This window comes from Isobaculum melis, assembly GCF_900111355.1.
Taxonomy (GTDB): Bacteria; Bacillota; Bacilli; order Lactobacillales; family Carnobacteriaceae; genus Isobaculum; species Isobaculum melis.
The window spans coordinates 112,761-136,583 of record NZ_FOHA01000005.1; the positions used below are offsets into that span (position 1 = coordinate 112,761).

Below are 23,823 nucleotides of genomic sequence, written 5' to 3' on the forward strand. Positions count from 1 at the left end.
ATTGAAAGAAGCTACAACATAGTAGCTTCTTTTTTTATGATGAACTATCTTGAACTATTTTTAAAATCGCAGAAAGACAATGGTTAAAGTCTTTATCTTGAGGATTGGTTCCTTCCAATAAAAACACGTTATCTTTAGTCTGAATAGTTAAACGATAATGACCACCATCCAAGATATCCATATCTGTTGTTAGGTTCTCAGGTTTTTCTAAGATTTTATCTTGTTTTAAAACTCTGATAATCTGTTCATAGTTATTAGGGGAGAGCATTATTTCTTCTTCAATGACTTCATACTCATAATTTTCATTTTGCTTTGAAAATCGATAAGTGACTTGACCATTATTTTTTATTTCATAAAAACTACCATTATCGTCACTGTGTTTATATACGGGTGTTATTTGGATAGAAATACTTTGAATGGTTTCATACTTTTTATCAGCTGCTATTCGTGAGTTCATATAAAGACCTAGAAAAATACCAATTCCTAATAGAGCAAGACTCAAAAGGCAGATTTTTTTCTTTTTACACATCAAAACACTTCCTTTTTCTATTGATTAATATGTAAATATTGATTATTCCGTATAAGCAATAGAGGATTTATGATATACTATGACTATTGTGAATTCATCACATAAAATAAATTTATTTTGGAGGAACAAAATGCAAAAAGAAGGAACAAAGGATTTAAACTTATTTTTATTAATTACAAATGGAATTTTATTATTTAGTTTATTTTTGCCATTATTTAAAGTAGGAATTTTTGGACTCTCACAAAGTATTACAGGAATGGACTTCGTTACAAATGGAGCGATTGCTGTATTTTTCTTATTATCACCAATTGTACCGATTGTGACGGAATTTGTTCCAGCTATTAAGCAATATCAAAAAGTAGCTGTAATTGCTGTAGCTGTGATGGAAGTGATTGGCTTAATTAGCCTTTATACTTATGCAGGTAAAGATGCTTATGGTCTATTGAAAACTGGAATTGGTTTTTGGGTGATTATGATTACAAGTATCGTAACAGTTGCACCAATGGTAATGAAACGATTTAATATTGAACTACCAAAAGTAAAATAATAAAAAGTAACCAATCGTAACTAACGATTGGTCATTTTTTTTATTCATATTCAGGAATTTTTATATTTTTAGATTGGAATAGGAATTTTTCATCATTTGTTTCAATTAATACTGCAAAGTGAGCATCACTGAGAAGGATTTCACCGACTTTTTCTCTTGAATAAATACGACCATGAGGGAAGTAGTCAGGTAACTCTGTTCTTAATTCTTTTAATTCATAAAAGCCTGTTGCAATTGTTTCAACAAAAATTAAATCTGCTAAATCATGTAATTCTTTTGTTTCAGTAGCAGATAAATCTTTGATATACCCTTGATTCATTCAATAAACCTTCTTTCTAAAATTTCTATCTTCATTATTGTGTTGACTCTCTATAGCATAGCATAAAAGAAATAAAATGGAAGAATCTTTTCTCGTAAAAATAAAGATCTTTTTTACAGTTTGAGTACCATGAAGTCAGCTTCTTTTTTTGTTTTATGTTAAAATGAAGGTATCAGATTATAGGGGGTTTTTAAATGAATAAAAAATTAGCAATTTTTCTTGGGGTAACAGTAGCAGCTACTGTTACGGCTTTGCTTTTAGATGAAGAGAATCAAGCAGAGTTAAAAAAAGCTGGCAAAGAGCTTAAATCAAAAAAAGATACACTGGTTGATCAAGCTGCTGACTTTTATGATGAAAAAAAAGCTGTCTTAAAAAAAGAATGGAAAAAATTAAGTAAAGAAGCACAGGAAGAAAATGAAGTAACAAAAGAAACCCTTCAACAAATTATTGCTGAAGCACAAGCTTATTTAGATCAATTATCTTAAGCCATTAATGAGCTGTTACAAGTTTTTGTAACAGCTTATTTTTAGTAGAAAGGAAGCTGAAACATGAATTTTGCGAAACAGGATGAATGGTTAAAAAATGCAGCTGAAGAATGGCCAGGAGCCAAGCTGATATATAAACCTGAATGGGATGTCTATGTTTTTTTAGTGGCGCATAAAATATTTGGAATGTATGGAGAAAATACACAAAAAGAATTGATTTTAACAGTCAAAGGTTTACCTCATCAAAATGAAGAATTGGTAGAAATGTATTCAGAAATTAAACCGGGCTACCATATGAATAAATCCCATTGGATTTCCTTACAATTGAGAAATCATCATCTTGAAAAGACATTATTTATACATGTTTTAAAAAATTCTTACACCCTTGTTTTCGACAAGTTACCCATTAAAATTAAAAAACAACTAAAAATAAGTAGTCACTAAACTTTTAAACGTTTAATGGCTACTTATTTTTTGAATGTTTCATATGTAAGGCTTCTGCTAAAGCTAATGCCTGAGAAAGGGAAGCCATCAGTAATTGCTGATCATCTGCTGGAATTTTTGTGCCAAATACCATGATTTCTTGCTCAGCTTGAATCAATTGGATTAATTGTTGTAGGGCTAAGCCAATATCCGTTTCTAAAGTCAGGGTAGCCATCTTTTTTTCTCTTCCTAATATGTAATCTGTTGAGACTTGAAAGAGATTTGCCAATATTGCCAGTTCATGCTCTTTAATCGCTCGTTCTCCTGACTCAATGCGACACATAACAGGTCGCGTTAACATCATTTTATCTGCTAAATCTTTCTGCTTCCAACCCTGTTTTTTTCTTAAAAGAATGATGCGCTCATGTATCTCCATATTTCAACCAACTTTCTATAATAGCAATAATATTGTACCATTTTTCCGTAAAAGAAGCTATTTTATTTCATAAAACGAAATTATTAGTTGACATATACGCAATAAAAATTTAGAATTAGATATGTGAGTTTCACTTTTAGAAATCGGAGGTCATAGAATGGAATATCATATTGATTTAGCATACATCAAAGAAAGAAGGCAAGAAATGGCTTATAGTCAAGAATATTTGGCTAGATTATTAGGATTTAAAAATGCATGTAATTATTTTAAGTATGAAAATGGAACTTATATGTTTAAAGCAGTTCATTTACCAATATTAGCATCACTTTTTAAATGTGAATTATCCGATTTTTTTATTGAATATCGAGAAAAAATAAATACATAACAAGAGTAAAGGAAGAGTCAACTGAAGCGAATCAGTTGGCTTTTTTAATGATAATATTATTTTATTAGAATAAGTGTTAATTTTTGAATGTCAGAGTACTTTTTGCTATGATTGTCTATAGATAGAAGAAAGAGGATGATCAGCATGAATGAAAAACAAACAAAATTTGGTTGGAGTGAATTTTTAATTGGACTAATTTTTATATTATTTGGTTCAATGGCCATTAATCGACCAATAGCTAACTTATTAGCAATCACTTTACTATTTGGTTTAGGTGGGATTGTGAAAGGAATCTTCTTGATTTCAGGTTATGTAGGTATAAAAAAAGGTACTGCATATCATGCAACATATATGTTGATTATGGGGATTATTGATATCATCTTTGGCTTGATTTTAGTTTTCAATCTAGGGATTGGTGCACAGGTCTTACCATTTATATTTGCTACTTGGTTTATTATTAATTCTATTTTTAGACTGTTCCATGCCTATCAAACAAAAAAAATTGGAACGGGTTATTATTGGTTGACCATTATTGTGAACCTTATTGGCGTTGTGCTTGGTGTCTTATTATTAATGAATCCATTTAGTTCTGCATTAGCGATTTCTTTCTTAATGAGTTTCTATTTCTATCTATTTGGATTTATTTATCTAATGGATGCCTTTATAGGAAAGAAATCATCAAAATAATGAAAAAAAAGATGAAACAGCTTTTAAACTGTTTCGTCTTTTTTTTCGTCTGCTTGTTCTTGTGTTTCCATTTGTTTTTTGTCATCAGATTTTTCATCAGGTGTGATGAAAAATTTTTGGAACATATCTTCAACAGTTAAACCATCTGCGGTTCTTTTCTCAGCCATTTGATTGCCTTCCTTCATTACAGTATGGAGAAATTATACTATAGCAGATAAGATTTAGCAAAACTCTAGGTGTCATTCTGCTGCAATATCATGTACAATATTTGAAGTAGAAGAAAGAGGGGATTGACATGGTAAAATTAGATTTACTAACCTATTTAGATGAAAAAATGAAAGAACAATTTCATGATGTTGAATGGACCATAGAATGGTATAAGAAAGAAAAAAATATCACGCTTTATTTTTCGCTGTTTGCTGAGATTTCAGATGATGCAGCAGAGATTGCAGATATTGAAGGGACAATTGCGGAAAATGAAGTGATTGAATTCGAAGATAGTCTTGTTTTTTTTGACCCAGAAAAATCAAAGATTGAGGCAACAGAAGATTATTTACAAGTCATTCCTTTTTCCTTAAAAAAAGGACTAGAAATAGGTTATCTTGAGACTCTTTTAGCTTATTTAAAGGATGTTTTAGACGAAGGACAAAGTGATTTGCTTGATTTTGTAACGAATCCAGATATTGAAGAATTTGAATTAAATTGGGATGACGCTAGCTTTGAAGCAAGATTAGCACAAGCTAAACTGGAAACAAAATATGATCAAACATTTATTCCTTATCCTAAATTTTAAAATCCTATAATATCATGAGAAAACATGGCTAAAGTCTTGCTTTTTAAATGTAGTTCGTGTAAAGTTACATTGTGCAATTGCACAACCTTTTACTTGGTTTAACGAATCACCAACGTTTTACTCAGTATCAGGATAAAAGAAAAGGAAGAGGTGTTTTAGAAATGGCTATTTCTAAAGAACGCAAAAATGAAATCATCAAAGAATTCGCGACACATGAAGGAGATACTGGTTCACCAGAGGTACAAATTGCTGTATTAACTGCAGACATTAACCACTTAAACGAGCACGCTCGTAACCACAAAAAAGATCACCATTCTTACCGCGGTTTGATGAAAAAAATCGGTCACCGTCGTAACTTACTTGCTTACTTACGTAACAAAGATGTTGCTCGTTACCGTGAATTGATTCAACGTTTAGGCCTACGTCGTTAATTCTCGCAGGTCTGTTTGAAAGCGAGATTCTTATGAATCTCGCTTTCATTTTGAACAAATAGCATCATTTGAAAAGTCTACATGTTTTATGAACCTACTATACAAATATGAAGAACCAATAAAGAGTTGGTTTTTGATATTTGTTTAGTAGTTCGTGTGTAGCAAGTGATGACTAAAAGTAGGATAAGAAACAAAAAGAAATGAGGACAAGTTACATGAGTGAAAAAAAAGTATTTACAACGGAGTGGGCAGGACGTCCACTAACAGTTGAAGTTGGACAATTGGCTAAACAAGCAAATGGTTCAGTCTTTATTCGTTATGGAGAAACAGTTGTCTTAACCGCTGCTGTAGCTAGCAAAAAAGCTAAAGATGTAGATTTCTTTCCATTAACAGTCAATTATGAAGAAAAAATGTATGCAGTTGGTAAAATCCCTGGTGGATTTATTAAGCGTGAAGGTCGTCCAAGTGAACGTGCAACCTTAACGGCTCGCTTAATTGACCGTCCAATTCGTCCAATGTTTGCGGAAGGTTTCCGTAATGAAGTGCAAATCACAAATACAGTCATGTCTGTGGAACAAGATTGCTCACCAGAAGTAGTGGCAATGTTAGGTTCTTCTTTAGCATTATGTGTTTCTGATATTCCATTTAACGGCCCAATTGCTGGTGTTGATGTGGCTTATGTTGATGGAGAATATATTTTAAACCCTTCAATTGAACAAAGTGCAAAATCTAGTATCCATTTAAGTGTTGCTGGAACAAAAGAAGCGATTAACATGGTTGAAAGTGGCGCTGAAGAAGTATCTGAAGAAGAGATGTTAGGTGCTTTGCTATTTGGACATAAAGAAATTCAAAAAATCATTGCTTTCCAAGAAGAAATCGTTGCTGCAGTCGGCAAAGAAAAAATGGAAGTTGCTTTATTACAAGTAGATGCTGAGCTTGAAGCAGAGATTAATGCTGCTTATAAAGGTAAAATGATTGAAGCAATCCAAACAGAAGAAAAATTAGCTCGTGAAGACAATATTGAAGCAGTGAAAGAAGAAGTCATCGCTGTTTATGAAGAAAAATTTGCAGATCATGAAGAAGCTGCAAAATGGATGAAAGAAGTAAAACAAATTGCGGAGGATTTAGAGAAAAATGAAGTCCGTCGTTTGATTACTGTTGAAAAAATTCGTCCTGATGGTCGTAAAATTGATGAAATCCGCGCATTAGCGTCAGAAATTGGGATATTACCACGTACCCATGGTTCTGGTCTATTTACACGTGGTCAGACACAAGCCTTAACAACAGCTACATTAGCACCTTTAGGTGAGCATCAAATTATTGATGGTTTAGGTATAGAAGATAGCAAACGTTTCATCCATCATTATAATTTCCCACAATTCTCAGTAGGTTCAACAGGACCAAATCGTGGACCAGGTAGACGTGAAATTGGACATGGTGCTTTAGGTGAACGTGCATTGTCACAAATTATTCCAAGTGAAGAAGATTTCCCTTATACCATCCGTTTAGTGTCAGAAGTATTAGAATCAAATGGTTCTTCTTCTCAAGCAAGTATCTGTGCAGGAACATTAGCATTAATGGATGCTGGTGTACCAATTAAAGCACCAGTTGCTGGGATTGCGATGGGACTTGTTAAAGAAGGCGACGATTATACTGTTTTAACAGATATTCAAGGACTAGAAGATCACTTAGGCGATATGGACTTTAAAGTAGCTGGTACAACTGCAGGAATCACTGCTTTACAAATGGATATTAAAATTGATGGGATTACACAACAAATTTTAGAAGAAGCATTAGCACAAGCTAAAAAAGCACGTATGGAAATTTTAGCTGAGTTAACTTCAACAATTGCGGCTCCTAAGGAAGAATTAAGTCCTTATGCACCGAAAATTGAAATGATTCAAATCCACCCAGATAAAATTAAGGTTGTCATCGGTCGTGGTGGCGAACAAATCAATGAAATCATTGATGAAACTGGGGTTAAAATTGATATTGATCAAGAAGGTAATGTAAGTATTGCTTCAACTGATGCAGCAATGATTGAAAAAGCGAAGAAAATTATTACTGATTTAACAAGAGAAATCAAAGTTGGTGAAATTTTCTTAGGTAAAGTGAAGCGCGTTGAAAAATTCGGTGCCTTTGTAGAAATTCTAAAAGGTAAAGATGGCTTAGTTCATATTTCTGAATTAGCCAAAGAACGTGTTGCTAAAGTGGAAGATGTCTTAAATCTTGGCGATGAAGTACTTGTAAAAGTAACGGAAATCGATAAACAAGGACGTATTAATCTTTCTCGTAAAGCCTTACTAAAAGATGACGAAACAGCTGAAACGAAAAAATAAATCAGGGATAGGTATTGAAGTTGACTTCAATACCTATTTTTTATTATTATGAATGCAGTAGAGGTGATGAGAGATGCTAGAAAAATTAGTAAAAGAATATCAAGGAACGATGATGTTTGATGATTTACATCATTTATCGTCAGATAAAACGGTGCAAGAACAAGTCAGCTACCTAAAAGAAGATTTATTACAAGCGCATTTTATACATAATTATATACTAGATATAGGTTGGTATCCTAGCTTCAGTGGAAATGGCGCCTTTCAAATTTTATTAATCAAAGCAGGAAATTGGGATATGCCAATTTTTCATAAAAAGACTGCTCATTTGACTGAGCTGTTGCATTTTTCTCATGAAGCGCTAAAGGAAATGATAAAGGAGTGAAGCACCAATGCATAAAACTATTAGAATAGCTGGTAATACAGAATGTCCATGTTATTGGGCAATCATTAAAAAAGGTTTTGAAGTAACAATCTCTAGCCAATTAACAAATGTAGAAGGCTCCGATTGCCGTTGGACATATGAAGCGCAAAAAGATGATTGGCTTTTTAGTGCGACGACAATTCAAGCATTACTTGGCTTAATTACCATGTGGGAAATAAGAAGCGATGATTGGCGAGCATCTGAAAATGAAAAAAATACATATATCGAGTATAGAGGTCAGACGCCATTTTATGATATAGAAGGCAATGAAATTTTTGATGAATAATCGATGAAGGTAAAATGTCGTTAGTGAGTATAGAAAGTGAAAGGAGTCATGATGAAAACATTTGCACAATATAAAGGTTTATTTTACCCAAGAAAAATAGGCAATAGATTGCTTTATGTCAGCTATAATCAACCACCTTTGCAATATAAAGGTGCTAAAACATCCTTACCTCATGAACAAATAAACCTTGAAAATAATTTGGAAGTAGAAGCCTTAATTTTAGATTACGATGAGGGGAATATTGATAATTTTTTTCCAATGTATTTACCGGATCTTTTAAATTTAAAATTTCTACAAATACCAATACACTATCTTAGTAAGTTGACCATTATTCCAGAAAATCTTGAGAGATTAGTCTTAATAAATAAAAAAGGTTATCTATCAGAAGAAAATAAAAAAACAATTCTCTGGCCAAAAGAATTAATCTTATCAGATTTAAAATATCTTCATATAGCTAACTCTCATTCTCAAATTGATATTGATTGTTTATTTGGTATGGCACAAAAACACTTCCCTAATTTAGCATTTTTAAACCTTACTTTGGATAAAAAAGGAATACTAATGGAAGAGATCTCAAATTTTTCTTCACTAAAAGCTTTAGAATTAGGAATGGTTAAAAAAAAGCAGATATTTGATGCGATTGATGATCAAATCCATTATCTCAGTCTAAGTAATATTCAAAATATTGAAGGCATTTCAAATTTGAGTAAATTAAAAAAAGTTGTACTTAATAGTGTGAATGGTGAATTGGATTGCAGGTTATTTAAAAAACTATTATTTTTAGAAGAATTAACAATCTATAATTCTTTTAAAATAAAGAATGTAGAAGCCTTGTTAGACATGGATTCTCTTAAAATGTTAACAGCCGTTAATTGTAAAAAAGCATTTGGCGGAATGAAGCATATGTTTGAAAGCAAAGCATTTGATTTACTAAGTATTGAACACTCTTAATGATTTTTCTACTGATCATCTTTCGAATACCATCTATAAAATCAATTTAAGCTTGTCATTCATTTTTGATTTGTGTAAACTGTAAATATAAATACAGGTTAACGCAAAGGGTGGTAAAATGAAATTAACAATAAAAGAACAAGTAGAAATCGCTTTATTTACGGCATTACTTGCTATTGGTTCAATGATAGTGATTCCAACGGGATTAGTCCCAATTACCTTACAAGTATTTTTTGTATTGGTCACAGCGCTACTTTTAACAAGAACGCAAAGTGTATTGGTTATGTTTCTTTACATGATTTTAGGCTTAATAGGGTTACCTGTTTTTGCAGGAGGAAATGGTGGTATCCAAAGTATTTTTAGCCCAAGTTTTGGCTATATTATTGGTTATAGTGTGGTTGCATTTCTGATTGGAACGTTGCTTCAATCTAAGCGTGGTCAGCTTCAATTTGTTTCAACGCTACTAGTATCCATTATTGGATTATTTGTACTATATGGGATTGGCATCACATATACCTATTTTATTTTAAAATATGTATCAAAAGCACCAATTCCTTATCATCTTCTGATCAAAACAAACTTAATCACCTTTTTACCACTAGATCTACTTAAAAGTGTTATTGCAGTAATGGTTGTGCTACGTGTTCAAAAAATAGTTATTAAAAAAACTCAAGATTAAATATAACCTTGAGTTCCTCGAATTGAGACTTCTCCTGCAAAGATAGGGGTTGTCTTTTTTTCATTTTCAAATTGTACAAGCAGTTGTCCTTTTTCATCAATATCAACAGCTTTTGCTAAACGCTTGCTATCTTGCTGAATCACATAAATCTCTTTTCCAATCACAGCAGAGTGTTGCCGACAAATCTGTAAAGTTGGCTGATAATTTCCTGTTGCAATAAATGCTGCATAATACTTTTCAAAAGTAGTTAAAAAGCTTGCAATCAAATGATTAGGATCAATTTCTTTGCCTAAAACTTGTAAGAGTGAGGTCGCTTTCTCTTGAATATCAGGAGGCATTTCTTCGAAACTTAAATTTGTATTGATACCAATGCCAATCACAACATAATGAATTTGTGTCAGCTCTGCAGATATTTCAGTTAAGATTCCACAAAGTTTTTTACCATTTATGACAATATCATTTGGCCACTTAATTTGGACATCAGCTATATTTTTGGTTGCTTCAACAAAAGCAGCTGCAACAATTTGGGTTAACTTGCTAGCTTCCATTGGAGGGATTTCTGGTGTAAGGACCATCGATAAGGCAATTGTTTTCCCTTTAGGAGAAGACCAAACACGACCCAAACGGCCTCTACCAAGTGTTTGCTCCTCGGCCAAATAGACTTTGCCATTTTCAGGTTTTTGTTGTGCTTCTTCTTTAGCAAAGACATTAGTTGAAGGAATCGTTGGAAAGACTTGCATTTTTTGTCCAAGAAAATGAGTCTTTAATTGTTGCCGAATTTTAGCTTCATCAATGGGTAAATAGGGAAGTGCATAGCCATTTTTCCCTTGAGAAACAATCCCATAACCATCATCCTTCAAGCTTTGAATTCCTTTCCAAATAGCGGTTCTTGAAATGGCCAAGAGCTGACCCATTTTTTCACCAGATAGGGCATTTGGTGCTTCCTTGATTAACAAATGTAGGATTTTTTGTTTCGTTGTTTTCATAAGAATCTCCTTTTCTAAGAATGTTCTTGTTAGTATTGTAACAGATTTTAGCCAACTAGATAAACTTATTGTTGAATCTATATAGGCGAAATCTCAAGATTGTGGTAAAATATAGAGATAAATATAGAGCAAATGATAGGGGTGTTGAAAATGAATGGCTATCATCTAGCAGTCGTTGGCGCAACAGGAGCAGTAGGTACTAAAATGATTGAAATGTTAGAAGAAGCAAATTTTCCTATTGCTTCTGTAAAGTTTTTAGCATCAAAACGTTCAGCAGGTAAAGTATTATCCTTTAAAAATCAATCAGTGATGGTAGAGGAAACGACACCAGATGCGTTTGAAGGTGTACATATTGCCTTATTTAGTGCAGGTGGAAGTATTTCAAAACAATTTGCTAAGGAAGCAGTCAAACGTGGGGCAGTAGTGATTGATAATACGAGTGCTTTTAGAATGGATCCAACTGTTCCATTAGTTGTACCAGAAGTGAATGAAGCAGCTTTAGCAAACCATCAAGGCATTATTGCAAATCCAAATTGTTCAACCATTCAAATGATGGTTGCTCTTGAACCGATTCGTAAGCAATATGGCTTAAATAGAATTATTGTATCCACTTATCAAGCAGTCAGTGGTGCTGGTGTTTCGGCGTTAGAAGAAATGAAAGAGCAAGCAAAAGCCTTGCTAGTTGGCAAGACAGAGGTTGCTGCCAACATTTTACCTTGTGGTGCAGATGAAAAGCATTTTCCAATTGCCTTTAATGCATTACCACAAATTGATTTATTTGCAGAGGGTGGCTACACATTTGAAGAGTGGAAGATGGTCAATGAAACAAAGAAAATTATGGCAGATGACACCATCAAAGTTTCTGCAACCTGTGTCCGGATTCCTGTTGTTTCTGGACATTCAGAATCTATTTACCTTGAAATAAACGAAGAACAAGCTACCGTTGCAGATATCAAAGCATTATTAGTTGATGCTCCTGGCGTGGTGCTAGAGGATGAGCCTGCTGAGCAACGCTATCCAACACCACTGGCAGCAGTTGGTAAAAAAGCAACATTTGTTGGTCGTATTAGACAAGATATTGATGTGAAAAATGGGTTTCATATGTGGGTTGTCTCTGACAATTTACTAAAAGGAGCGGCTTGGAATTCAGTGCAAATTGCTGAAAGCTTACATCGTTTAAACCTAATCCAATCTTAATAGTCAAAGAAGGCGAGGAGACAATGTTGAAATTAAAAGATGCTAAAATAATGACTGCAATGGTCACGCCATTTGATGCTAATGGACAGGTTGACCCCAATCAGACAGTTATCTTAGTTGAGTATTTGTTAGCCAATGGAACGGAAGGTTTAATTGTTGGTGGAACAACAGGGGAAGCCTCGACTTTAACCAAACAAGAAAAAGTTGATTTGTATCAGCATGTTGTTGAAATAGTGAATGGTCGCGTACCAATTATCGCTGGTACAGGAACAAATAATACTGCTGAAACGATTGCCTTTACACAAGAGGTTGCACAAATCCCTGGAATTGATGCAGCGCTTGTTGTGGTGCCTTATTATAACAAACCAAATCAAGCTGGATTATATGCACATTTTGAAAAAATTGCATCAGTCGCATCTTTGCCAATTTTGCTGTATAATGTACCAAGTAGGACAGGTGTGAGTCTCACAACAGAGACAACCATCGCTTTGGCAAAATTACCAAATATCATTGGTATCAAAGAATGTGGTGGTGTTGAAATGATGAGTGAAATCATTGCAAATACCGAAAGTTCCTTTTTAGTTTATTCAGGAGAGGATGCTTTAAGCTTACCAACTCGTTTAATTGGTGGTACAGGTGTGATTTCAGTTGCCAGTCATGTGCTCGGAAATGAAATGCAACAAATGTATCAAGCATACAATCAAGGAGATTTAAAAGAGGCAGGCCGTGTTCATAGAGGCTTATTACCCAAAATGGCTACCTGCTTTATGGTGTCTTCTCCGGCACCAGTAAAAATGTTATTAAATCATGCTGGTATTCAAGTGGGCGGTTTAAGATTACCAATGGTCGCTTGTACCGATGAAGAATCAGTGATGATATTAAATAAAATGAATCAATCAAATGATAGCTAAATGTTAGTTATTAAATAATAAATAATAGAGGTGAAAAAATGAGTGACATCAAAATCATTCCACTTGGTGGTGTGCGTGAAAATGGAAAAAATATGTACATCGTTGAAGTGGATGCCGAGATTTTTGTCTTGGACTGTGGGCTCATGTATCCAGAAAGCGAATTATTAGGAATAGACGTAGTTATCCCTGATTTTAGCTATTTAGAAGCAAATAAAGAAAGAGTAACAGGTGTATTTTTAACTCATGGACATGCAGATGCCATTGGGGCATTACCTTATTTCTTACAAAAGTTTGATGTACCTGTTTTTGGGACTGAACTAACCATTGCACTTGCAAAATTAGCAGTTGAAGAAAATGGACAAGTGAAAAACTTTACTGATTTCCATGTGATTGATGCGACAACAACTGTTGGCTTTGAAAATGCAGATGTGCGTTTCTTTAGAACGACCCATACCATTCCTGATTCTGTTGGAATTGCAATTGGCACAAAAGATGGCAATGTCGTTTATACTGGGGATTTCAAATTTGATCATAGCGCCATCCCAATGTATCAAACAGATTTAGGCAAGATTACAGATTTAGGGAAATCTAAAAAAGGTGTGTTAGCTTTATTAAGTGACTCATCAAATGCTGAGCATGCAGGTGATACTGCGAGTGAATTAAAAATTGCAGAGGAAGTTTTAGAAATTTTCCGTAATACAAATGGCAGAATTATTGCTGCTTGTGTGGCAAGCAATATTTGTCGTGTGCAGCAAGTTTTAGATGCAGCCCATAAAACACATCGTAAAGTAGCCATTACTGGTAAAGATTTAGAAAAAGTTTTTGCAACAGCTTTAAAATTAAATAAAATTATTTTGCCAAGCGATGACTTAATTATTCCAGTAAAAAATATTGCAAAATATGATGATGAAGAAATCGTTATTTTAGAAACGGGTAGCTATGGGGAACCTATTAAGTCCTTACAAAAAATGGCTCAAGGCAAGCACCGTCAAGTCAATATTAAAGAAGGGGACTTAGTTTATATTACCACAACCCCATCAACTGCTTTTGAAACAACTGTAGCAAAAACAGAGGATATGATTTATCGTGCTGGAGGAACCGTTCGTTTAATTAATGAATCACTTAGTGTTTCAGGACATGGTTCAGAAGATGACTTAAAATTAATGATCAATTTATTAAAACCTAAGTTCTTCATTCCAATTCAAGGTGAATACCGCATGTTAGCTGCTCATGCTAAATTAGCAAATGAAGTTGGCATTGCGCATAAAGATATCTTTATGCCTGGTAAGGGAGATGTGATTGAATATAAAGCGGGTCGTATGCGTATGGCTGGTCAAGTAGATGCTGGAAATACCATGATTGATGGTATTGGCATTGGTGATATTGGCAATATTGTTTTACGTGACCGTAAAATTCTATCAGAAGACGGTATTTTTGTGGCAGTTGTTACAATCAGTCGTAAAAAAGGAACCATTATTTCTGGTCCAGAAATCACTTCAAAAGGCTTTGTTTATGTCAAGGAAAGTGAAGAGCTGATTAAAGAAACGACTGCAATTGTGAAAGAAGTAGTAGAAGAAAATCTTGGTAGAAAAGAATTTGAATGGAGTCGTTTAAAACAAGAAATTCGCGATTCTTTAAGCCGATATTTATTCGATAAAACAAGAAGACGACCTGTTATTTTACCAATCATCATGGAAGGTAGCAGTCGTAAAAAAGGTTAAAATCAATGGAATTCCTTTACAGTGCTACTGTAAGGGAATTTTTCAACAGCAGGAAAAAAGGAGTCTTATGAGACATGAATAATGACCTATTAGAGGAATGGTTAGCGCAAGGAGAAACATCAATTTCTAATATCTTATTAATGCATTATAAAACAATAGGTTTAAATGAAGTCACATTTATTTTATTGCTACAAATTAAATCATTCTTAGATAATGGCATTCAATTTCCTTCAATAGAGGAACTTTCAAGCCGTATGCAATTAACAAATGAACAAGCTTATGCTGGGATTCATCAATTAATGCAACAAAATATGCTTAAAATTGATACGGTTACAGATACTGATGGCAGAGCGCGCGATATTTATAGCTTAAAGCCGCTATGGCATCAGTTGGCTCGTGTTTTAACAGATCTATCTGAGCAACAAAAGGAAACCCTTGCAGTGGATTCTGAGTCTGCTTTGTATGAACTATTTGAAAAAGAGTTTGGTCGTCCTTTATCTCCAATTGAAGTTGAAACCATTGGGATGTGGATTGATCAGGATCATTATAAGATTGAGCTCATTCATTTGGCCTTGCGTGAAGCAGTATTGAGTCAGGTTTATAATTTGAAGTATGTGGATCGGATTTTGTTGAATTGGGAAAAACGCAATATTAAAACAGCTGAGCAAGTTGAAAAAGAATCAGAAAAATATCGTGCTCAAAAAACACAAACGACTCAGCCAACTGAAAAAAAACAGGGGAAAGTTCCTTTACACAACTGGGTAAAAAAACAACAATAGGAGGGAAATCAAATGGTCTACTCAAAAGCTAAAACAATCCATGCAATTGAAGTGATGGGGGAGATGTTTCCAGAAGCGAAAGCAGAATTAGAGCATCGCAATGCCTTTGAGCTTTTAATTGCTGTGATGTTAAGTGCACAGGCAACAGACATTTCTGTCAATAAAGCAACACCTGCTTTATTTGCAGCTTATCCCACACCGGAAGCTTTTGTTGCTGCCGATCTTTATGATATTGAAGATAAAATCAAAACGATTGGTTTATATCGAAATAAAGCCAAGCATATCAAAGGCTGTTGTGAGAGGCTAGTCAATGAGTATCAAAGTCAAGTACCTCAAACAAGAGAAGATTTAATGACTTTGCCTGGGGTTGGTCGAAAAACTGCGAATGTGGTTTTAGGAGATGCATTTGGTATTCCTGCGATTGCTGTTGATACACATGTTGAACGTGTCACAAAACGCTTAGGTATTTGTCGTATCAAGGATACTGTGTTACAAGTGGAAGAAACTTTAATGGAGAAGTTACCCAAAAAGATGTGGGTCGATGGCCATCATCGTTTAATCTTTTTTGGGCGTTATCACTGTACAGCTCGTAAGCCTAAATGTGATCAATGTCCATTGCTAGCTGAATGTCGAGAAGGAAGATTAATGGTGAAATAAAACTAGCCTCGCTACAATGCGCGAGGCTAGTTTTTTTGTTGCTTTCAATCATTAAGGTTTTTTAGGCTATTCAGAAGAAGATTCTGATTCTAAGCTACTTGAAGATTCACTGCTAAGATGACTTTCATCACTGTTTTTTTCTTTTTCTTCTTCTTTTGGCGGTTCTTTATCAGGTTTTTTTTCTGCAGTTGCTGGAACTTCAACATTTACGGACACTGATGGACTAGTACTTCCATTGAACTGTGCAGCTAATGTAATCGTAATACTCTTACCAGCAGGTGGCGCTTGCAGCACATAGCTTAAGTCTTTGGTTTGATAAGCTGTACCATCAATGGTTAATAAATACGTTACATCATAGCCTGATGTGTCATAAGCATCCCAGTTGATTGTGATATGGTTTGCGGTTTGATCATAAACTGCATTTAAGCCTGTTGGTGCTTTTAATTCTGTACCAAATGAGGTAGAGATACTTGACGGCTCTGTTCCTTTGACAAATAATTCTTGTAGGATATTCACAAGTGGTGTATTTGGACCTGGTTTTTTAGCAGGATTCGTTCCTTTTTCTACCGAAGCCTTCACAACACTACTTGGCATTTCCCAATCAGAGGTATCAGAACCTTCATAAACGCTAGCAATTAACTCATGAAAGACTGAACGAGCAACACCATATTGTGAAACGCTTATTTGGCTGTTTTCTTCTAAAGGTTTATCATACCCAGTCCAAACAGAAATTGAATAGTTTTTCGTATAGCCGCTGAACCAAGAGTCTTTTGCATCACCGTCTTCGATAATGGCGCCATTTTTTTCTGCAGCAGCCATTTCATCAGAGCCATAATCTGTTGTTCCTGTTTTACCAGCCATTGGTAATCCTGTAATGGCTACATCATTTGCAACACCATATCGAACAACATCTTTTAACATATCTGTCATCATGTAGGCAGTATAATCTTCCATCGCTTTTTCACCAGCTGGTTTTAAATCTATTTCAGTATCATCCTGTAGCACAATTTTATTTACTGTATGTGGTTTATAATAGGTTCCACCATTTGCAAAAGCTGCATAGGCAGCTGATAAATCCATTGGTGAGACTTCAATCCCTGCGCCAATTGAACTAGCCTCTTGGAAATCAGTAGGGGTGATGCCTAATTTTTTTAAGAAGGCTTCAGATTTTTCAATGCCAACATCTTGGAAAACCTTTAATGCAGGAATATTTCTAGACTCAATAATTGCTTGGCGCATGGAAATTGAACCTTTATACATTAAGTCATAGTTTTTAAGCTCTTGGCCATTGGAGTAATGATACGGCTCATCTTTGATTTGTGTATAAGTTGAATAGTCAAGTTCATCAATTGCAGGACCATAATCAGCTAATGGTTTAACGGTAGATCCAATGCTTCGCTTCGCTTGAGTTGCGCGATTAAGCACCTGTTGTGCATTTTGATTACGACCGCCTCCTAAAGCCTTTACGGCACCATCATTCACATCCACCATTGAGACACCAGCTTGAATATTGTCTGTTTTATAATCAACATATTCATCTGAATTTAGAATATCAAAGACTGCTTGCTGTGCCTTCACATCGAGGTTTGTATGGACGGTAAGCCCTTCAGTATAAATATCATGTCCTGATGCTTCAACTTCTGCAATTACTTGTTGGATATAAGCATCATTCACAAGTGTATCAGAAGCATCTTGCGAATGGTCAATCAATCCTGTCTGAATATCCTCATTCTTAGCTGTATCAGCATCTGCTTGACTCAGTTTATCGTTTTCAACCATTGCATTTAATACTTGATTACGACGAGTTGTTGCAAGCTCAGGGTTTGTATAAGGATCATACTCATTTGGACTTTGCGGCAACCCAGCAATAAAGGCCGTTTGTGCAATGGAAATATCCGTTAATGGTTTGCCAAAATAATACTGTGAGGCTGTTTCCATTCCATAAACACCATTCCCTAGGTAGACTTTATTGATATAAAACTCAAAAATTTGATCTTTGGAATATTCTCGTTCTAATTTTAAGGATAACCAAGCTTCTTGTGCTTTTCTTTTGATGGTTTGATCTTTTGCTTCTGTAGAAAAGACGGATAATTTTACCAATTGCTGTGTTAACGTACTACCACCTTGTGCAATCCCGCCACTTTTCGCATTTGCAAAGAGGGCACCAAAAATACGGATTGGATCAATACCATGATGTTCGTTAAAGCGCCTATCTTCAATAGAAATAACAGCATTTCTAAGTGGATCTGGCACTTCAGAATACTCAATATATTCCCTGTTTTCTGTCCCAATTTCTTTAATTAAAGAATCATCACCTGCAAGGATTTTAGAAGATATTGCATCTGTTAAATCTTTTTTTGTGAGCTCAGGAGCAGAGGCTACATAGTAAGCAAAAAGCCCACCACCAACTAGCAGGATTGTTGTAAGCAGTCCTAAAATACTCCATAAAACAACTTTCCAAGTTTTTCTTTTTGTTGTTTTCTTTTTTCGTTTTGTAGGTTTCTTATTTCGATTAACACGAGATGATTTGTTTTCACTCATCTTTATTCACTCCTTTAATTCGACGATTCCTCGATTTGTAGAATCAACTTGTCTACAGCATCTAAATAAGGTAATCTAGGGGAGAAGCCGTAAGAGATTTCTAATGCATTTTTTTGTATATCTTGGTATGAAATTGATTTTTTACCACCATTTTGTTGTGCATCCCAGAATTGAAATAATGCGGATGCAGGCAATAAAAAGACTTGATTAAATGCTGTAAAACGGATAATAACAAAACAAATTCCTTTATGCGTGACACAATTCCTTAAATGATTGATTTGATGCTCATGGAAATTTTTTAAGGGAAAAGAAGTTTTTGATTGTGTTTCTTTTGCTTCAAAGTCAATATAGTAACCACGGTAGATTCCATTGTAGTCAGTTGTTGAAGCTTGTTTAAAATAGGCTTCTTTAATGACTGCAGCACTTCTACTTGGATAATCAACTTGAACAATCTGGACAGGAGTTGGTTTTTTATGAATAACAGCAACACCACGAAGATTGTAAGCTTCATTACTAGCGTTAATGTCTTCCTCTAAGGTCATGCCACGGTTACCAAAAGTCATGGACTGCTTGTCTTTTTTTATTTTATTGTTTTGGATCCCATTAGGATAACTTTTCCCATTCGGGTACTGAATAGCCAATTGATATCACACTCCTAATACCGTATTATAACAAAAAAGCAGATGGAAAGAAAATTTGAAAGGATGAAATGATGATTAAAAATAGGTTGATTACTGGCTATAGAAGCTTTGAGCTCAATGTATTTAAGGATGATGATCCAAAAGTAGCAGTTGTTAAGAATTGTTTAAAATTAACATTGATTCCGTTAATAGAAGAGGGAACAGAGTGGTTTTTAGTGGGAGGCCAGCTTGGCGTTGAGACCTGGGGGGCAGAAGTTATTCTTGATTTGAAATTATTATACCCTAATATAAAGTTGGCGTTGATTATGCCACATGAAGGTTTTGGCAGTAACTGGAAAGAAGAAAAGAGAGAAAAGTTGCTTCAAATCAAAAAACGTGCGGATTATGTGAATAGTACCTCGCATCAACCATATGAAAATCCAAGTCAATTACGTAATCATCAAGCCTTTATGTTACAGCATACAGATGGTGCTGTTTTAGTGTATGATACGGAGTACCCTGGGAAAACCCAGTATATTTATAAAGAAATACTTCGTCTGAAAGAACAAGAAAATTACGAATTGGTTTCAATCGATTTTGACATGTTACAAAATAGTTACCAAGATTAAGAGAAATCTATTTTTTTTTGTGCGTTTATTTGGTACAATGTTATTATAGCTAAATTCTGTTAGAAGAAACGTATGATAAGATGAGGTGTATTTATGACAAATAGAGCATATACAACAAAGGAAATTTTACAAAAAGATTTCAAAACAAGTATGCGAGGATATAATCCAACAGAAGTAGATGAATTTTTAGATAATGTCATTCGTGACTATGAATCTTTTACAAAAGAAATTGAACAATTAAGAGTTGAAAATGGGCATTTAATCAATAAAGTTGAAGCCTTAGAAAAACAAAGTGTGGCGCCTCAAAATGTACCAGCAGCACCTGCTATGCCACAAGCAAACACCGTGACTAACTTTGATATCTTAAAAAGATTATCTAACTTAGAAAAACATGTATTTGGTAGTAAATTAAGCGAGAATGATTAATTGTTTTACTTTGTAAATTTTGGGTAATCGCGGTTTATATATAATAAGCTGAGGAAAGTCCATGCTCGCACAAGCTGCGATGCTTGTAGTGTTCGTGCTTAGCGAAAAAATAAGCTAAGGTATCTTCTTAGGAAGTTAACGGCAGAAAAACGTGCTAAGGAATTTATTCTATGTGCTAGTATTCTTGAAAGTGCCACAGAGACGAAGCAATTGGAGAAATCCCATTGGTGGAACGCGGTAAACCCCTCGAGCGAGCAACCCAAACTATGGTAGGGGCATTTCTTCCAAGGAATTGAACAGAGGAAGAGAGCAACATTGTTGCAGATAGATGATTACCAACAGCTAAAGATTCACCTGAAGCTTTAGCTGTTACAGAACATGGCTTACAGAAATTTACAAATTCAGGATTTACCCTCCATCATTGGAGGGTTTTTTAAAAAGCAAATTTATAACAGTGAAACGGGGAAAAAAACCATGGAAACTTTTCAACTTGTTGCAACGGCAGCTAGTGGTATCGAAGCGTTGGTAGGAAAAGAATTAAAGGATTTAGGCTATGCCTGTCAAGTAGAAAATGGCAAAGCGTTATTTGAAGGGACTAAAAAAGATATTGCAACAGCAAATTTATGGTTGCGCACAGCTGATCGTGTCAAAATTATTGTTGGACAATTTAAAGCGTATGAGTTTGATGAATTATTTGAAAAAACTAAAGCTTTACCATGGGAAGATTTTTTACCAATGGATGCACATTTTCCAGTTGCTGGAAAATCAATTAAATCGAAACTATTTAGTGTGTCTGACTGTCAAGCGATTGTAAAAAAAGCGATTGTTAATCGTTTAAGTGATGTTTACCATCGTCATACAAGATTACCTGAAACAGGTGCATTGTATCAATTAGAAGTAGCCTTATTAAAGGATGAAGTTACCATTACATTAGACACTACTGGTTCCAGTCTCTTTAAACGTGGCTACCGCATTGATAAAGGAGGCGCCCCTTTAAAAGAGAATATGGCAGCGGCTTTAGTAGCCTTAACAACTTGGCGTCCAGATCGACCATTTTATGATCCAGTTTGTGGTTCTGGAACGATTCCTATTGAAGCAGCTTTAATTGGTCATCGGATTGCTCCTGGATTTAATAGAACCTTCGCTTGTGAGGAGTGGGATTGGTTTGAACCTGAAATTTGGGATGAAGTCAGAGCAAACGCTGAAGAACAAGCAGATTACGATATTGAGCTTGATATTACTGGAACAGATATTGATGGAAGAATGATTGAAATTGCACAGCAAAATGCTGAAGAAGCAGGGCTTGCAGATAGTATCACATTTAAACAAATGCAATTATCTGATTTCACTACTGATAAAGAATATGGTATTATAGTTGCTAATCCACCATATGGTGAGCGTTTAGGAGATGAAGAAGCAGTTCGACATCTTTATAAACAAATGGGACAAACTTATCAACCATTAAAAACATGGAGTAAGTATATTCTAACCAGTGATTTGGATTTTGAAAACTATTATGGGGCAAAAGCTACTAAAAAACGGAAGTTATATAACGGTGCTTTAAGGACTGACTTATTCCAATATTGGGGAGAACGTCCACCTCGTAAAAAACAAAATGAAGAGGAGTGAAGAGTATGGAGAGAAAAGAACAAGAATTTTTAGCGTATTTGAAGGAAATCTCATCAATTGAGCAAGCCGTTGCTTTACTTGCTTGGGATGCACGGACGTTGATGCCTGAAGGAAGCAGTGATTTTAGATCAGAATCAATTGGTTATTTATCAGGTTTGCAATTTGAGATGAAGCAATCTGGAAAAATGAAGCAGTTTATTCAAGCATTTGAAGGAAAAGAGAACACTTTAGGTGAAGTCGCTCGTTGTTCTTTAGCTGAAGTGAAGAAAAATTATGAATTAAATAGCAAGTTACCAAAAGAAGAACTTGAAGCTTACATAAAAGCATCAAATACTTCGGAAAACCTATGGGGAACCGTGCGAGCTAATGATGATTTTGCAACATTTGAACCACACTTGGATACTTTAATTCAATTTAACAAGAAATTTATTGACTACTGGCGTAAAGATGAAAAAACGCCTTATGATGTTTTATTAAATCAATATGAGCCTGGAATGACCGTTGAAATTTTAGATGATGTTTTTAGTAAACTAAGAGCTGGCATTATCGCTTTAATGGATAAAATTAAAACGCAAGGAACACCACCTCGTACCGATTTTATTGAACAATATATGAGCAAAGAAGATCAACGAGCGTTTTCTGAAGCTGTGATTAAGAAAATGGGCTATCGTTTTGAAGAAGGTCGTTTAGATGACACTATTCATCCATTTATGCAAAGTGTGAACCGTGCAGATGCTCGAATTACAACAAGATGGAATGAAAACTTCTTTAAAATGGCAATTTTTGGGATTATTCATGAAGCTGGACATGGTATTTATGAGCAAAATGTTTCACCAAAATGGGATTATACACCAGTTTCTGGTGGGGTTTCAATGGGAATTCATGAGTCACAATCCTTATTCCATGAAATTGTGATTGGCAGCAATCGTAGCTTCTGGCAAAGTAACTATGACTTATTGAAAAAACATGCTCATGGTAATTTAGATGAAATCGATTTTGATACATTTTATCGTGGATTAAATGAAACAAAAGCTTCATTAATTCGTGTTGAATCAGATACGTTAACTTATCCACTGCATATTATTATTCGTTATGAAATTGAAAAAATGATTTTTAATGGAGAGGTTGCGACAAAAGATTTACCTCAAATTTGGAATGATAAATATGAAGAATATTTAGGGATTCGTCCAGCAAATAACCGTGAAGGTATTTTACAAGATATTCATTGGGCAGGTGGTTCATTTGGTTACTTCCCATCATATGCTTTAGGGTTTATGTATGCGGCACAATTGAAAGCTTCAATGGAAAAAGAAATGGACATTTCTGCTATTCTTGCGACAGATGACTATCATCAAATCCGTGAGTGGTTAACAGATAAAATCCATCAATATGGAAAATCTAAAACACCAAGTGAATTAATGATGGCTGCTACAGGAGAAGTATTGAATCCTCAGCACTTACTAGATTTACAAGCGAAAATTTATGGAGATGTTTATCAATTTTAAATCAGTACTTTAAGTAAAAAAATAGACTTTAACCAATTGGTTAAGGCCTATTTTTTTATCTTTAGTGCTTTTTGTAAGCCTTGTCTTGCTAAGTGATCTGCTCCTTTATTTTTGGCTTCAGGAATCCATTCAACAAAATACAGTGGAAAGTGTGCCAGTTGTTCTTCAAAAAATGGAAGATAAGGCTGATAATCTGGATTTTTGGTATAAGAGCGTTGAATGACTTTTGCTAAAATATTACTGTCCGTATAAATTTTGAGAATTTCATGAGTTAAATTTTGCTGAGTGAGCATTTTAAGCCCAGTTTTTAAAGCCTCAAATTCTGCTTGATGGTTTGTATATAAACCATTTAACGGGAAAGCAGATTGTTCATAGATATTTTCAGTTTTAATGATAATTCCGATTCCGCTTATCCCAGGATTCCCTTTAGTGGCAGCATCTACATATAAATGAATCATATTTTTCTCCTTTATAAAAATTTAACGATTAATGGTTTTGTTATTCCTTTTGT

General features: G+C 34.6%; 29 protein-coding genes and 1 other RNA gene. 22 read left to right on the forward strand and 8 right to left on the reverse strand.

Annotation, left to right across the window (positions count from 1 at the left end; genetic code table 11):
* Positions 1-34: 34 nt before the first annotated feature.
* On the reverse strand, positions 35-529 hold the full coding sequence (locus BMW29_RS05665) for a hypothetical protein (protein WP_092651223.1): 495 nt from the start codon (positions 527-529) through the stop codon (positions 35-37).
* 130 nt (positions 530-659) lie between these two features.
* Between BMW29_RS05665 and BMW29_RS05670 the strand changes: the two genes are divergently transcribed.
* Complete coding sequence (locus BMW29_RS05670) at positions 660-1,076, forward strand: hypothetical protein (RefSeq protein ID WP_092651225.1); 417 nt, start codon at positions 660-662, stop codon at positions 1,074-1,076.
* 40 nt (positions 1,077-1,116) lie between these two features.
* On the opposite strand, the gene BMW29_RS05675 is transcribed toward BMW29_RS05670, so the two are convergent.
* Positions 1,117-1,395: a hypothetical protein gene (locus BMW29_RS05675; protein ID WP_092651227.1), complete on the reverse strand. Its 279-nt coding sequence runs from the start codon at positions 1,393-1,395 to the stop codon at positions 1,117-1,119.
* Between the two features lie 194 nt (positions 1,396-1,589).
* On the opposite strand from BMW29_RS05675, the gene BMW29_RS05680 reads away from it, so the two are divergent.
* Entirely contained in the window at positions 1,590-1,880 is a 291-nt protein-coding gene (locus tag BMW29_RS05680) for a hypothetical protein (protein ID WP_092651229.1), read from the forward strand.
* A 63-nt stretch (positions 1,881-1,943) separates the two neighbouring features.
* Positions 1,944-2,324 (forward strand): MmcQ/YjbR family DNA-binding protein, encoded by a 381-nt coding sequence (locus tag BMW29_RS05685; RefSeq protein ID WP_092651231.1) that lies wholly within the window; start codon positions 1,944-1,946, stop codon positions 2,322-2,324.
* A 19-nt stretch (positions 2,325-2,343) separates the two neighbouring features.
* On the opposite strand, the gene BMW29_RS05690 is transcribed toward BMW29_RS05685, so the two are convergent.
* Positions 2,344-2,739 carry a helix-turn-helix domain-containing protein gene (locus BMW29_RS05690; RefSeq protein ID WP_092651233.1) on the reverse strand — a complete coding sequence of 132 codons (396 nt, stop codon included), beginning with the start codon at positions 2,737-2,739 and terminating at the stop codon, positions 2,344-2,346.
* Between the two features lie 157 nt (positions 2,740-2,896).
* On the opposite strand from BMW29_RS05690, the gene BMW29_RS05695 reads away from it, so the two are divergent.
* Both BMW29_RS05695 and BMW29_RS05700 read left to right on the forward strand, forming a co-directional pair.
* Positions 2,897-3,124, forward strand: a complete 228-nt coding sequence (locus BMW29_RS05695) for a helix-turn-helix domain-containing protein (RefSeq protein ID WP_092651235.1) — start codon at positions 2,897-2,899, stop codon at positions 3,122-3,124.
* A 144-nt stretch (positions 3,125-3,268) separates the two neighbouring features.
* Positions 3,269-3,811, forward strand: a complete 543-nt coding sequence (locus tag BMW29_RS05700) for an HdeD family acid-resistance protein (protein ID WP_177165687.1) — start codon at positions 3,269-3,271, stop codon at positions 3,809-3,811.
* A gap of 23 nt (positions 3,812-3,834) precedes the next feature.
* Here the strand turns inward: BMW29_RS05700 and BMW29_RS13965 are convergent, their stop codons facing one another.
* Positions 3,835-3,978 carry a hypothetical protein gene (locus BMW29_RS13965; RefSeq protein WP_177165688.1) on the reverse strand — a complete coding sequence of 48 codons (144 nt, stop codon included), beginning with the start codon at positions 3,976-3,978 and terminating at the stop codon, positions 3,835-3,837.
* Between the two features lie 128 nt (positions 3,979-4,106).
* Between BMW29_RS13965 and BMW29_RS05705 the strand changes: the two genes are divergently transcribed.
* The 7 genes from BMW29_RS05705 (at position 4,107) to BMW29_RS05735 (ending at position 9,711) form a co-directional block, all read left to right on the forward strand.
* A complete protein-coding gene (locus BMW29_RS05705; RefSeq protein WP_092651240.1) occupies positions 4,107-4,604 on the forward strand; it encodes a DUF3013 family protein in 498 nt (165 codons plus the stop codon).
* Between the two features lie 161 nt (positions 4,605-4,765).
* On the forward strand, positions 4,766-5,035 hold the full coding sequence (gene rpsO / locus BMW29_RS05710; protein WP_092651243.1) for a 30S ribosomal protein S15: 270 nt from the start codon (positions 4,766-4,768) through the stop codon (positions 5,033-5,035).
* A 215-nt stretch (positions 5,036-5,250) separates the two neighbouring features.
* Positions 5,251-7,374, forward strand: a complete 2,124-nt coding sequence (gene pnp, locus BMW29_RS05715; RefSeq protein WP_092651246.1) for a polyribonucleotide nucleotidyltransferase — start codon at positions 5,251-5,253, stop codon at positions 7,372-7,374.
* Between the two features lie 73 nt (positions 7,375-7,447).
* The gene (locus tag BMW29_RS05720; protein WP_092651248.1) at positions 7,448-7,756 is read left to right on the forward strand and encodes a hypothetical protein; all 309 of its coding nucleotides are present in this window, start codon (positions 7,448-7,450) and stop codon (positions 7,754-7,756) included.
* Positions 7,757-7,763: 7 nt separating this feature from the next.
* Positions 7,764-8,081: a hypothetical protein gene (locus BMW29_RS05725; RefSeq protein WP_092651250.1), complete on the forward strand. Its 318-nt coding sequence runs from the start codon at positions 7,764-7,766 to the stop codon at positions 8,079-8,081.
* Positions 8,082-8,132: 51 nt separating this feature from the next.
* Complete coding sequence (locus tag BMW29_RS05730) at positions 8,133-9,032, forward strand: hypothetical protein (RefSeq protein ID WP_092651252.1); 900 nt, start codon at positions 8,133-8,135, stop codon at positions 9,030-9,032.
* Between the two features lie 118 nt (positions 9,033-9,150).
* Positions 9,151-9,711 carry a biotin transporter BioY gene (locus tag BMW29_RS05735; protein ID WP_092651254.1) on the forward strand — a complete coding sequence of 187 codons (561 nt, stop codon included), beginning with the start codon at positions 9,151-9,153 and terminating at the stop codon, positions 9,709-9,711.
* Here BMW29_RS05735 and BMW29_RS05740 read toward each other — a convergent pair.
* A complete protein-coding gene (locus BMW29_RS05740; protein WP_092651256.1) occupies positions 9,708-10,697 on the reverse strand; it encodes a biotin--[acetyl-CoA-carboxylase] ligase in 990 nt (329 codons plus the stop codon). The genes BMW29_RS05735 and BMW29_RS05740 overlap by 4 nt on opposite strands.
* A gap of 150 nt (positions 10,698-10,847) precedes the next feature.
* Here BMW29_RS05740 and BMW29_RS05745 point away from each other — a divergent pair, with 150 nt between their 5' ends.
* The 5 genes from BMW29_RS05745 (at position 10,848) to nth (ending at position 15,962) form a co-directional block, all read left to right on the forward strand.
* Entirely contained in the window at positions 10,848-11,894 is a 1,047-nt protein-coding gene (locus BMW29_RS05745) for an aspartate-semialdehyde dehydrogenase (protein WP_092651259.1), read from the forward strand.
* 26 nt (positions 11,895-11,920) lie between these two features.
* On the forward strand, positions 11,921-12,805 hold the full coding sequence (gene dapA / locus BMW29_RS05750; protein ID WP_092651369.1) for a 4-hydroxy-tetrahydrodipicolinate synthase: 885 nt from the start codon (positions 11,921-11,923) through the stop codon (positions 12,803-12,805).
* Positions 12,806-12,843: 38 nt separating this feature from the next.
* Positions 12,844-14,526 carry a ribonuclease J gene (locus tag BMW29_RS05755; protein ID WP_092651262.1) on the forward strand — a complete coding sequence of 561 codons (1,683 nt, stop codon included), beginning with the start codon at positions 12,844-12,846 and terminating at the stop codon, positions 14,524-14,526.
* Between the two features lie 74 nt (positions 14,527-14,600).
* Positions 14,601-15,305 (forward strand): DnaD domain-containing protein, encoded by a 705-nt coding sequence (locus BMW29_RS05760; RefSeq protein ID WP_092651265.1) that lies wholly within the window; start codon positions 14,601-14,603, stop codon positions 15,303-15,305.
* 12 nt (positions 15,306-15,317) lie between these two features.
* The gene (nth, locus tag BMW29_RS05765) at positions 15,318-15,962 is read left to right on the forward strand and encodes an endonuclease III (RefSeq protein WP_092651268.1); all 645 of its coding nucleotides are present in this window, start codon (positions 15,318-15,320) and stop codon (positions 15,960-15,962) included.
* A gap of 66 nt (positions 15,963-16,028) precedes the next feature.
* Here the strand turns inward: nth and BMW29_RS05770 are convergent, their stop codons facing one another.
* Positions 16,029-18,503 carry a transglycosylase domain-containing protein gene (locus BMW29_RS05770; RefSeq protein ID WP_092651271.1) on the reverse strand — a complete coding sequence of 825 codons (2,475 nt, stop codon included), beginning with the start codon at positions 18,501-18,503 and terminating at the stop codon, positions 16,029-16,031.
* A 14-nt stretch (positions 18,504-18,517) separates the two neighbouring features.
* A complete protein-coding gene (gene recU / locus BMW29_RS05775; RefSeq protein WP_092651274.1) occupies positions 18,518-19,144 on the reverse strand; it encodes a Holliday junction resolvase RecU in 627 nt (208 codons plus the stop codon).
* Between the two features lie 71 nt (positions 19,145-19,215).
* Here recU and BMW29_RS05780 point away from each other — a divergent pair, with 71 nt between their 5' ends.
* From BMW29_RS05780 to BMW29_RS05800, 5 genes are all read left to right on the forward strand, one after another.
* Positions 19,216-19,752: an SLOG family protein gene (locus BMW29_RS05780; RefSeq protein WP_245706240.1), complete on the forward strand. Its 537-nt coding sequence runs from the start codon at positions 19,216-19,218 to the stop codon at positions 19,750-19,752.
* A gap of 93 nt (positions 19,753-19,845) precedes the next feature.
* Entirely contained in the window at positions 19,846-20,178 is a 333-nt protein-coding gene (gene gpsB, locus BMW29_RS05785; RefSeq protein ID WP_092651277.1) for a cell division regulator GpsB, read from the forward strand.
* Between the two features lie 15 nt (positions 20,179-20,193).
* Positions 20,194-20,569, forward strand: an RNA gene (gene rnpB / locus BMW29_RS05790) — RNase P RNA component class B.
* A gap of 83 nt (positions 20,570-20,652) precedes the next feature.
* Positions 20,653-21,807, forward strand: coding sequence for a THUMP domain-containing class I SAM-dependent RNA methyltransferase (locus tag BMW29_RS05795; RefSeq protein WP_092651374.1), 1,155 nt, complete (start codon positions 20,653-20,655; stop codon positions 21,805-21,807).
* 5 nt (positions 21,808-21,812) lie between these two features.
* Complete coding sequence (locus BMW29_RS05800) at positions 21,813-23,312, forward strand: carboxypeptidase M32 (RefSeq protein WP_092651280.1); 1,500 nt, start codon at positions 21,813-21,815, stop codon at positions 23,310-23,312.
* A 47-nt stretch (positions 23,313-23,359) separates the two neighbouring features.
* Here the strand turns inward: BMW29_RS05800 and BMW29_RS05805 are convergent, their stop codons facing one another.
* Complete coding sequence (locus BMW29_RS05805) at positions 23,360-23,770, reverse strand: ribonuclease HI family protein (protein ID WP_092651283.1); 411 nt, start codon at positions 23,768-23,770, stop codon at positions 23,360-23,362.
* Positions 23,771-23,823 lie beyond the last annotated feature (53 nt).

Coding starts and splice junctions, on each gene's coding strand:
- nth (WP_092651268.1), top strand. CDS start 15,318: ATGGTCTACTCAAAAGCTAAAACAATCCATGCAATTGAAGTGATGGGG.
- BMW29_RS05695 (WP_092651235.1), top strand. CDS start 2,897: ATGGAATATCATATTGATTTAGCATACATCAAAGAAAGAAGGCAAGAA.
- BMW29_RS05680 (WP_092651229.1), top strand. CDS start 1,590: ATGAATAAAAAATTAGCAATTTTTCTTGGGGTAACAGTAGCAGCTACT.
- BMW29_RS05800 (WP_092651280.1), top strand. CDS start 21,813: ATGGAGAGAAAAGAACAAGAATTTTTAGCGTATTTGAAGGAAATCTCA.
- BMW29_RS05690 (WP_092651233.1), bottom strand. CDS start 2,739: ATGGAGATACATGAGCGCATCATTCTTTTAAGAAAAAAACAGGGTTGG.
- BMW29_RS05745 (WP_092651259.1), top strand. CDS start 10,848: ATGAATGGCTATCATCTAGCAGTCGTTGGCGCAACAGGAGCAGTAGGT.
- gpsB (WP_092651277.1), top strand. CDS start 19,846: ATGACAAATAGAGCATATACAACAAAGGAAATTTTACAAAAAGATTTC.
- BMW29_RS05770 (WP_092651271.1), bottom strand. CDS start 18,503: ATGAGTGAAAACAAATCATCTCGTGTTAATCGAAATAAGAAACCTACA.
- BMW29_RS05700 (WP_177165687.1), top strand. CDS start 3,269: ATGAATGAAAAACAAACAAAATTTGGTTGGAGTGAATTTTTAATTGGA.
- BMW29_RS05665 (WP_092651223.1), bottom strand. CDS start 529: ATGTGTAAAAAGAAAAAAATCTGCCTTTTGAGTCTTGCTCTATTAGGA.
- BMW29_RS05780 (WP_245706240.1), top strand. CDS start 19,216: ATGATTAAAAATAGGTTGATTACTGGCTATAGAAGCTTTGAGCTCAAT.
- pnp (WP_092651246.1), top strand. CDS start 5,251: ATGAGTGAAAAAAAAGTATTTACAACGGAGTGGGCAGGACGTCCACTA.
- BMW29_RS05720 (WP_092651248.1), top strand. CDS start 7,448: ATGCTAGAAAAATTAGTAAAAGAATATCAAGGAACGATGATGTTTGAT.
- rpsO (WP_092651243.1), top strand. CDS start 4,766: ATGGCTATTTCTAAAGAACGCAAAAATGAAATCATCAAAGAATTCGCG.
- BMW29_RS05795 (WP_092651374.1), top strand. CDS start 20,653: ATGGAAACTTTTCAACTTGTTGCAACGGCAGCTAGTGGTATCGAAGCG.
- BMW29_RS05725 (WP_092651250.1), top strand. CDS start 7,764: ATGCATAAAACTATTAGAATAGCTGGTAATACAGAATGTCCATGTTAT.
- BMW29_RS05755 (WP_092651262.1), top strand. CDS start 12,844: ATGAGTGACATCAAAATCATTCCACTTGGTGGTGTGCGTGAAAATGGA.
- BMW29_RS05740 (WP_092651256.1), bottom strand. CDS start 10,697: ATGAAAACAACGAAACAAAAAATCCTACATTTGTTAATCAAGGAAGCA.
- BMW29_RS05735 (WP_092651254.1), top strand. CDS start 9,151: ATGAAATTAACAATAAAAGAACAAGTAGAAATCGCTTTATTTACGGCA.
- BMW29_RS05675 (WP_092651227.1), bottom strand. CDS start 1,395: ATGAATCAAGGGTATATCAAAGATTTATCTGCTACTGAAACAAAAGAA.
- BMW29_RS05760 (WP_092651265.1), top strand. CDS start 14,601: ATGAATAATGACCTATTAGAGGAATGGTTAGCGCAAGGAGAAACATCA.
- BMW29_RS05705 (WP_092651240.1), top strand. CDS start 4,107: ATGGTAAAATTAGATTTACTAACCTATTTAGATGAAAAAATGAAAGAA.
- BMW29_RS05685 (WP_092651231.1), top strand. CDS start 1,944: ATGAATTTTGCGAAACAGGATGAATGGTTAAAAAATGCAGCTGAAGAA.
- BMW29_RS05670 (WP_092651225.1), top strand. CDS start 660: ATGCAAAAAGAAGGAACAAAGGATTTAAACTTATTTTTATTAATTACA.
- BMW29_RS13965 (WP_177165688.1), bottom strand. CDS start 3,978: ATGGCTGAGAAAAGAACCGCAGATGGTTTAACTGTTGAAGATATGTTC.
- BMW29_RS05805 (WP_092651283.1), bottom strand. CDS start 23,770: ATGATTCATTTATATGTAGATGCTGCCACTAAAGGGAATCCTGGGATA.
- BMW29_RS05730 (WP_092651252.1), top strand. CDS start 8,133: ATGAAAACATTTGCACAATATAAAGGTTTATTTTACCCAAGAAAAATA.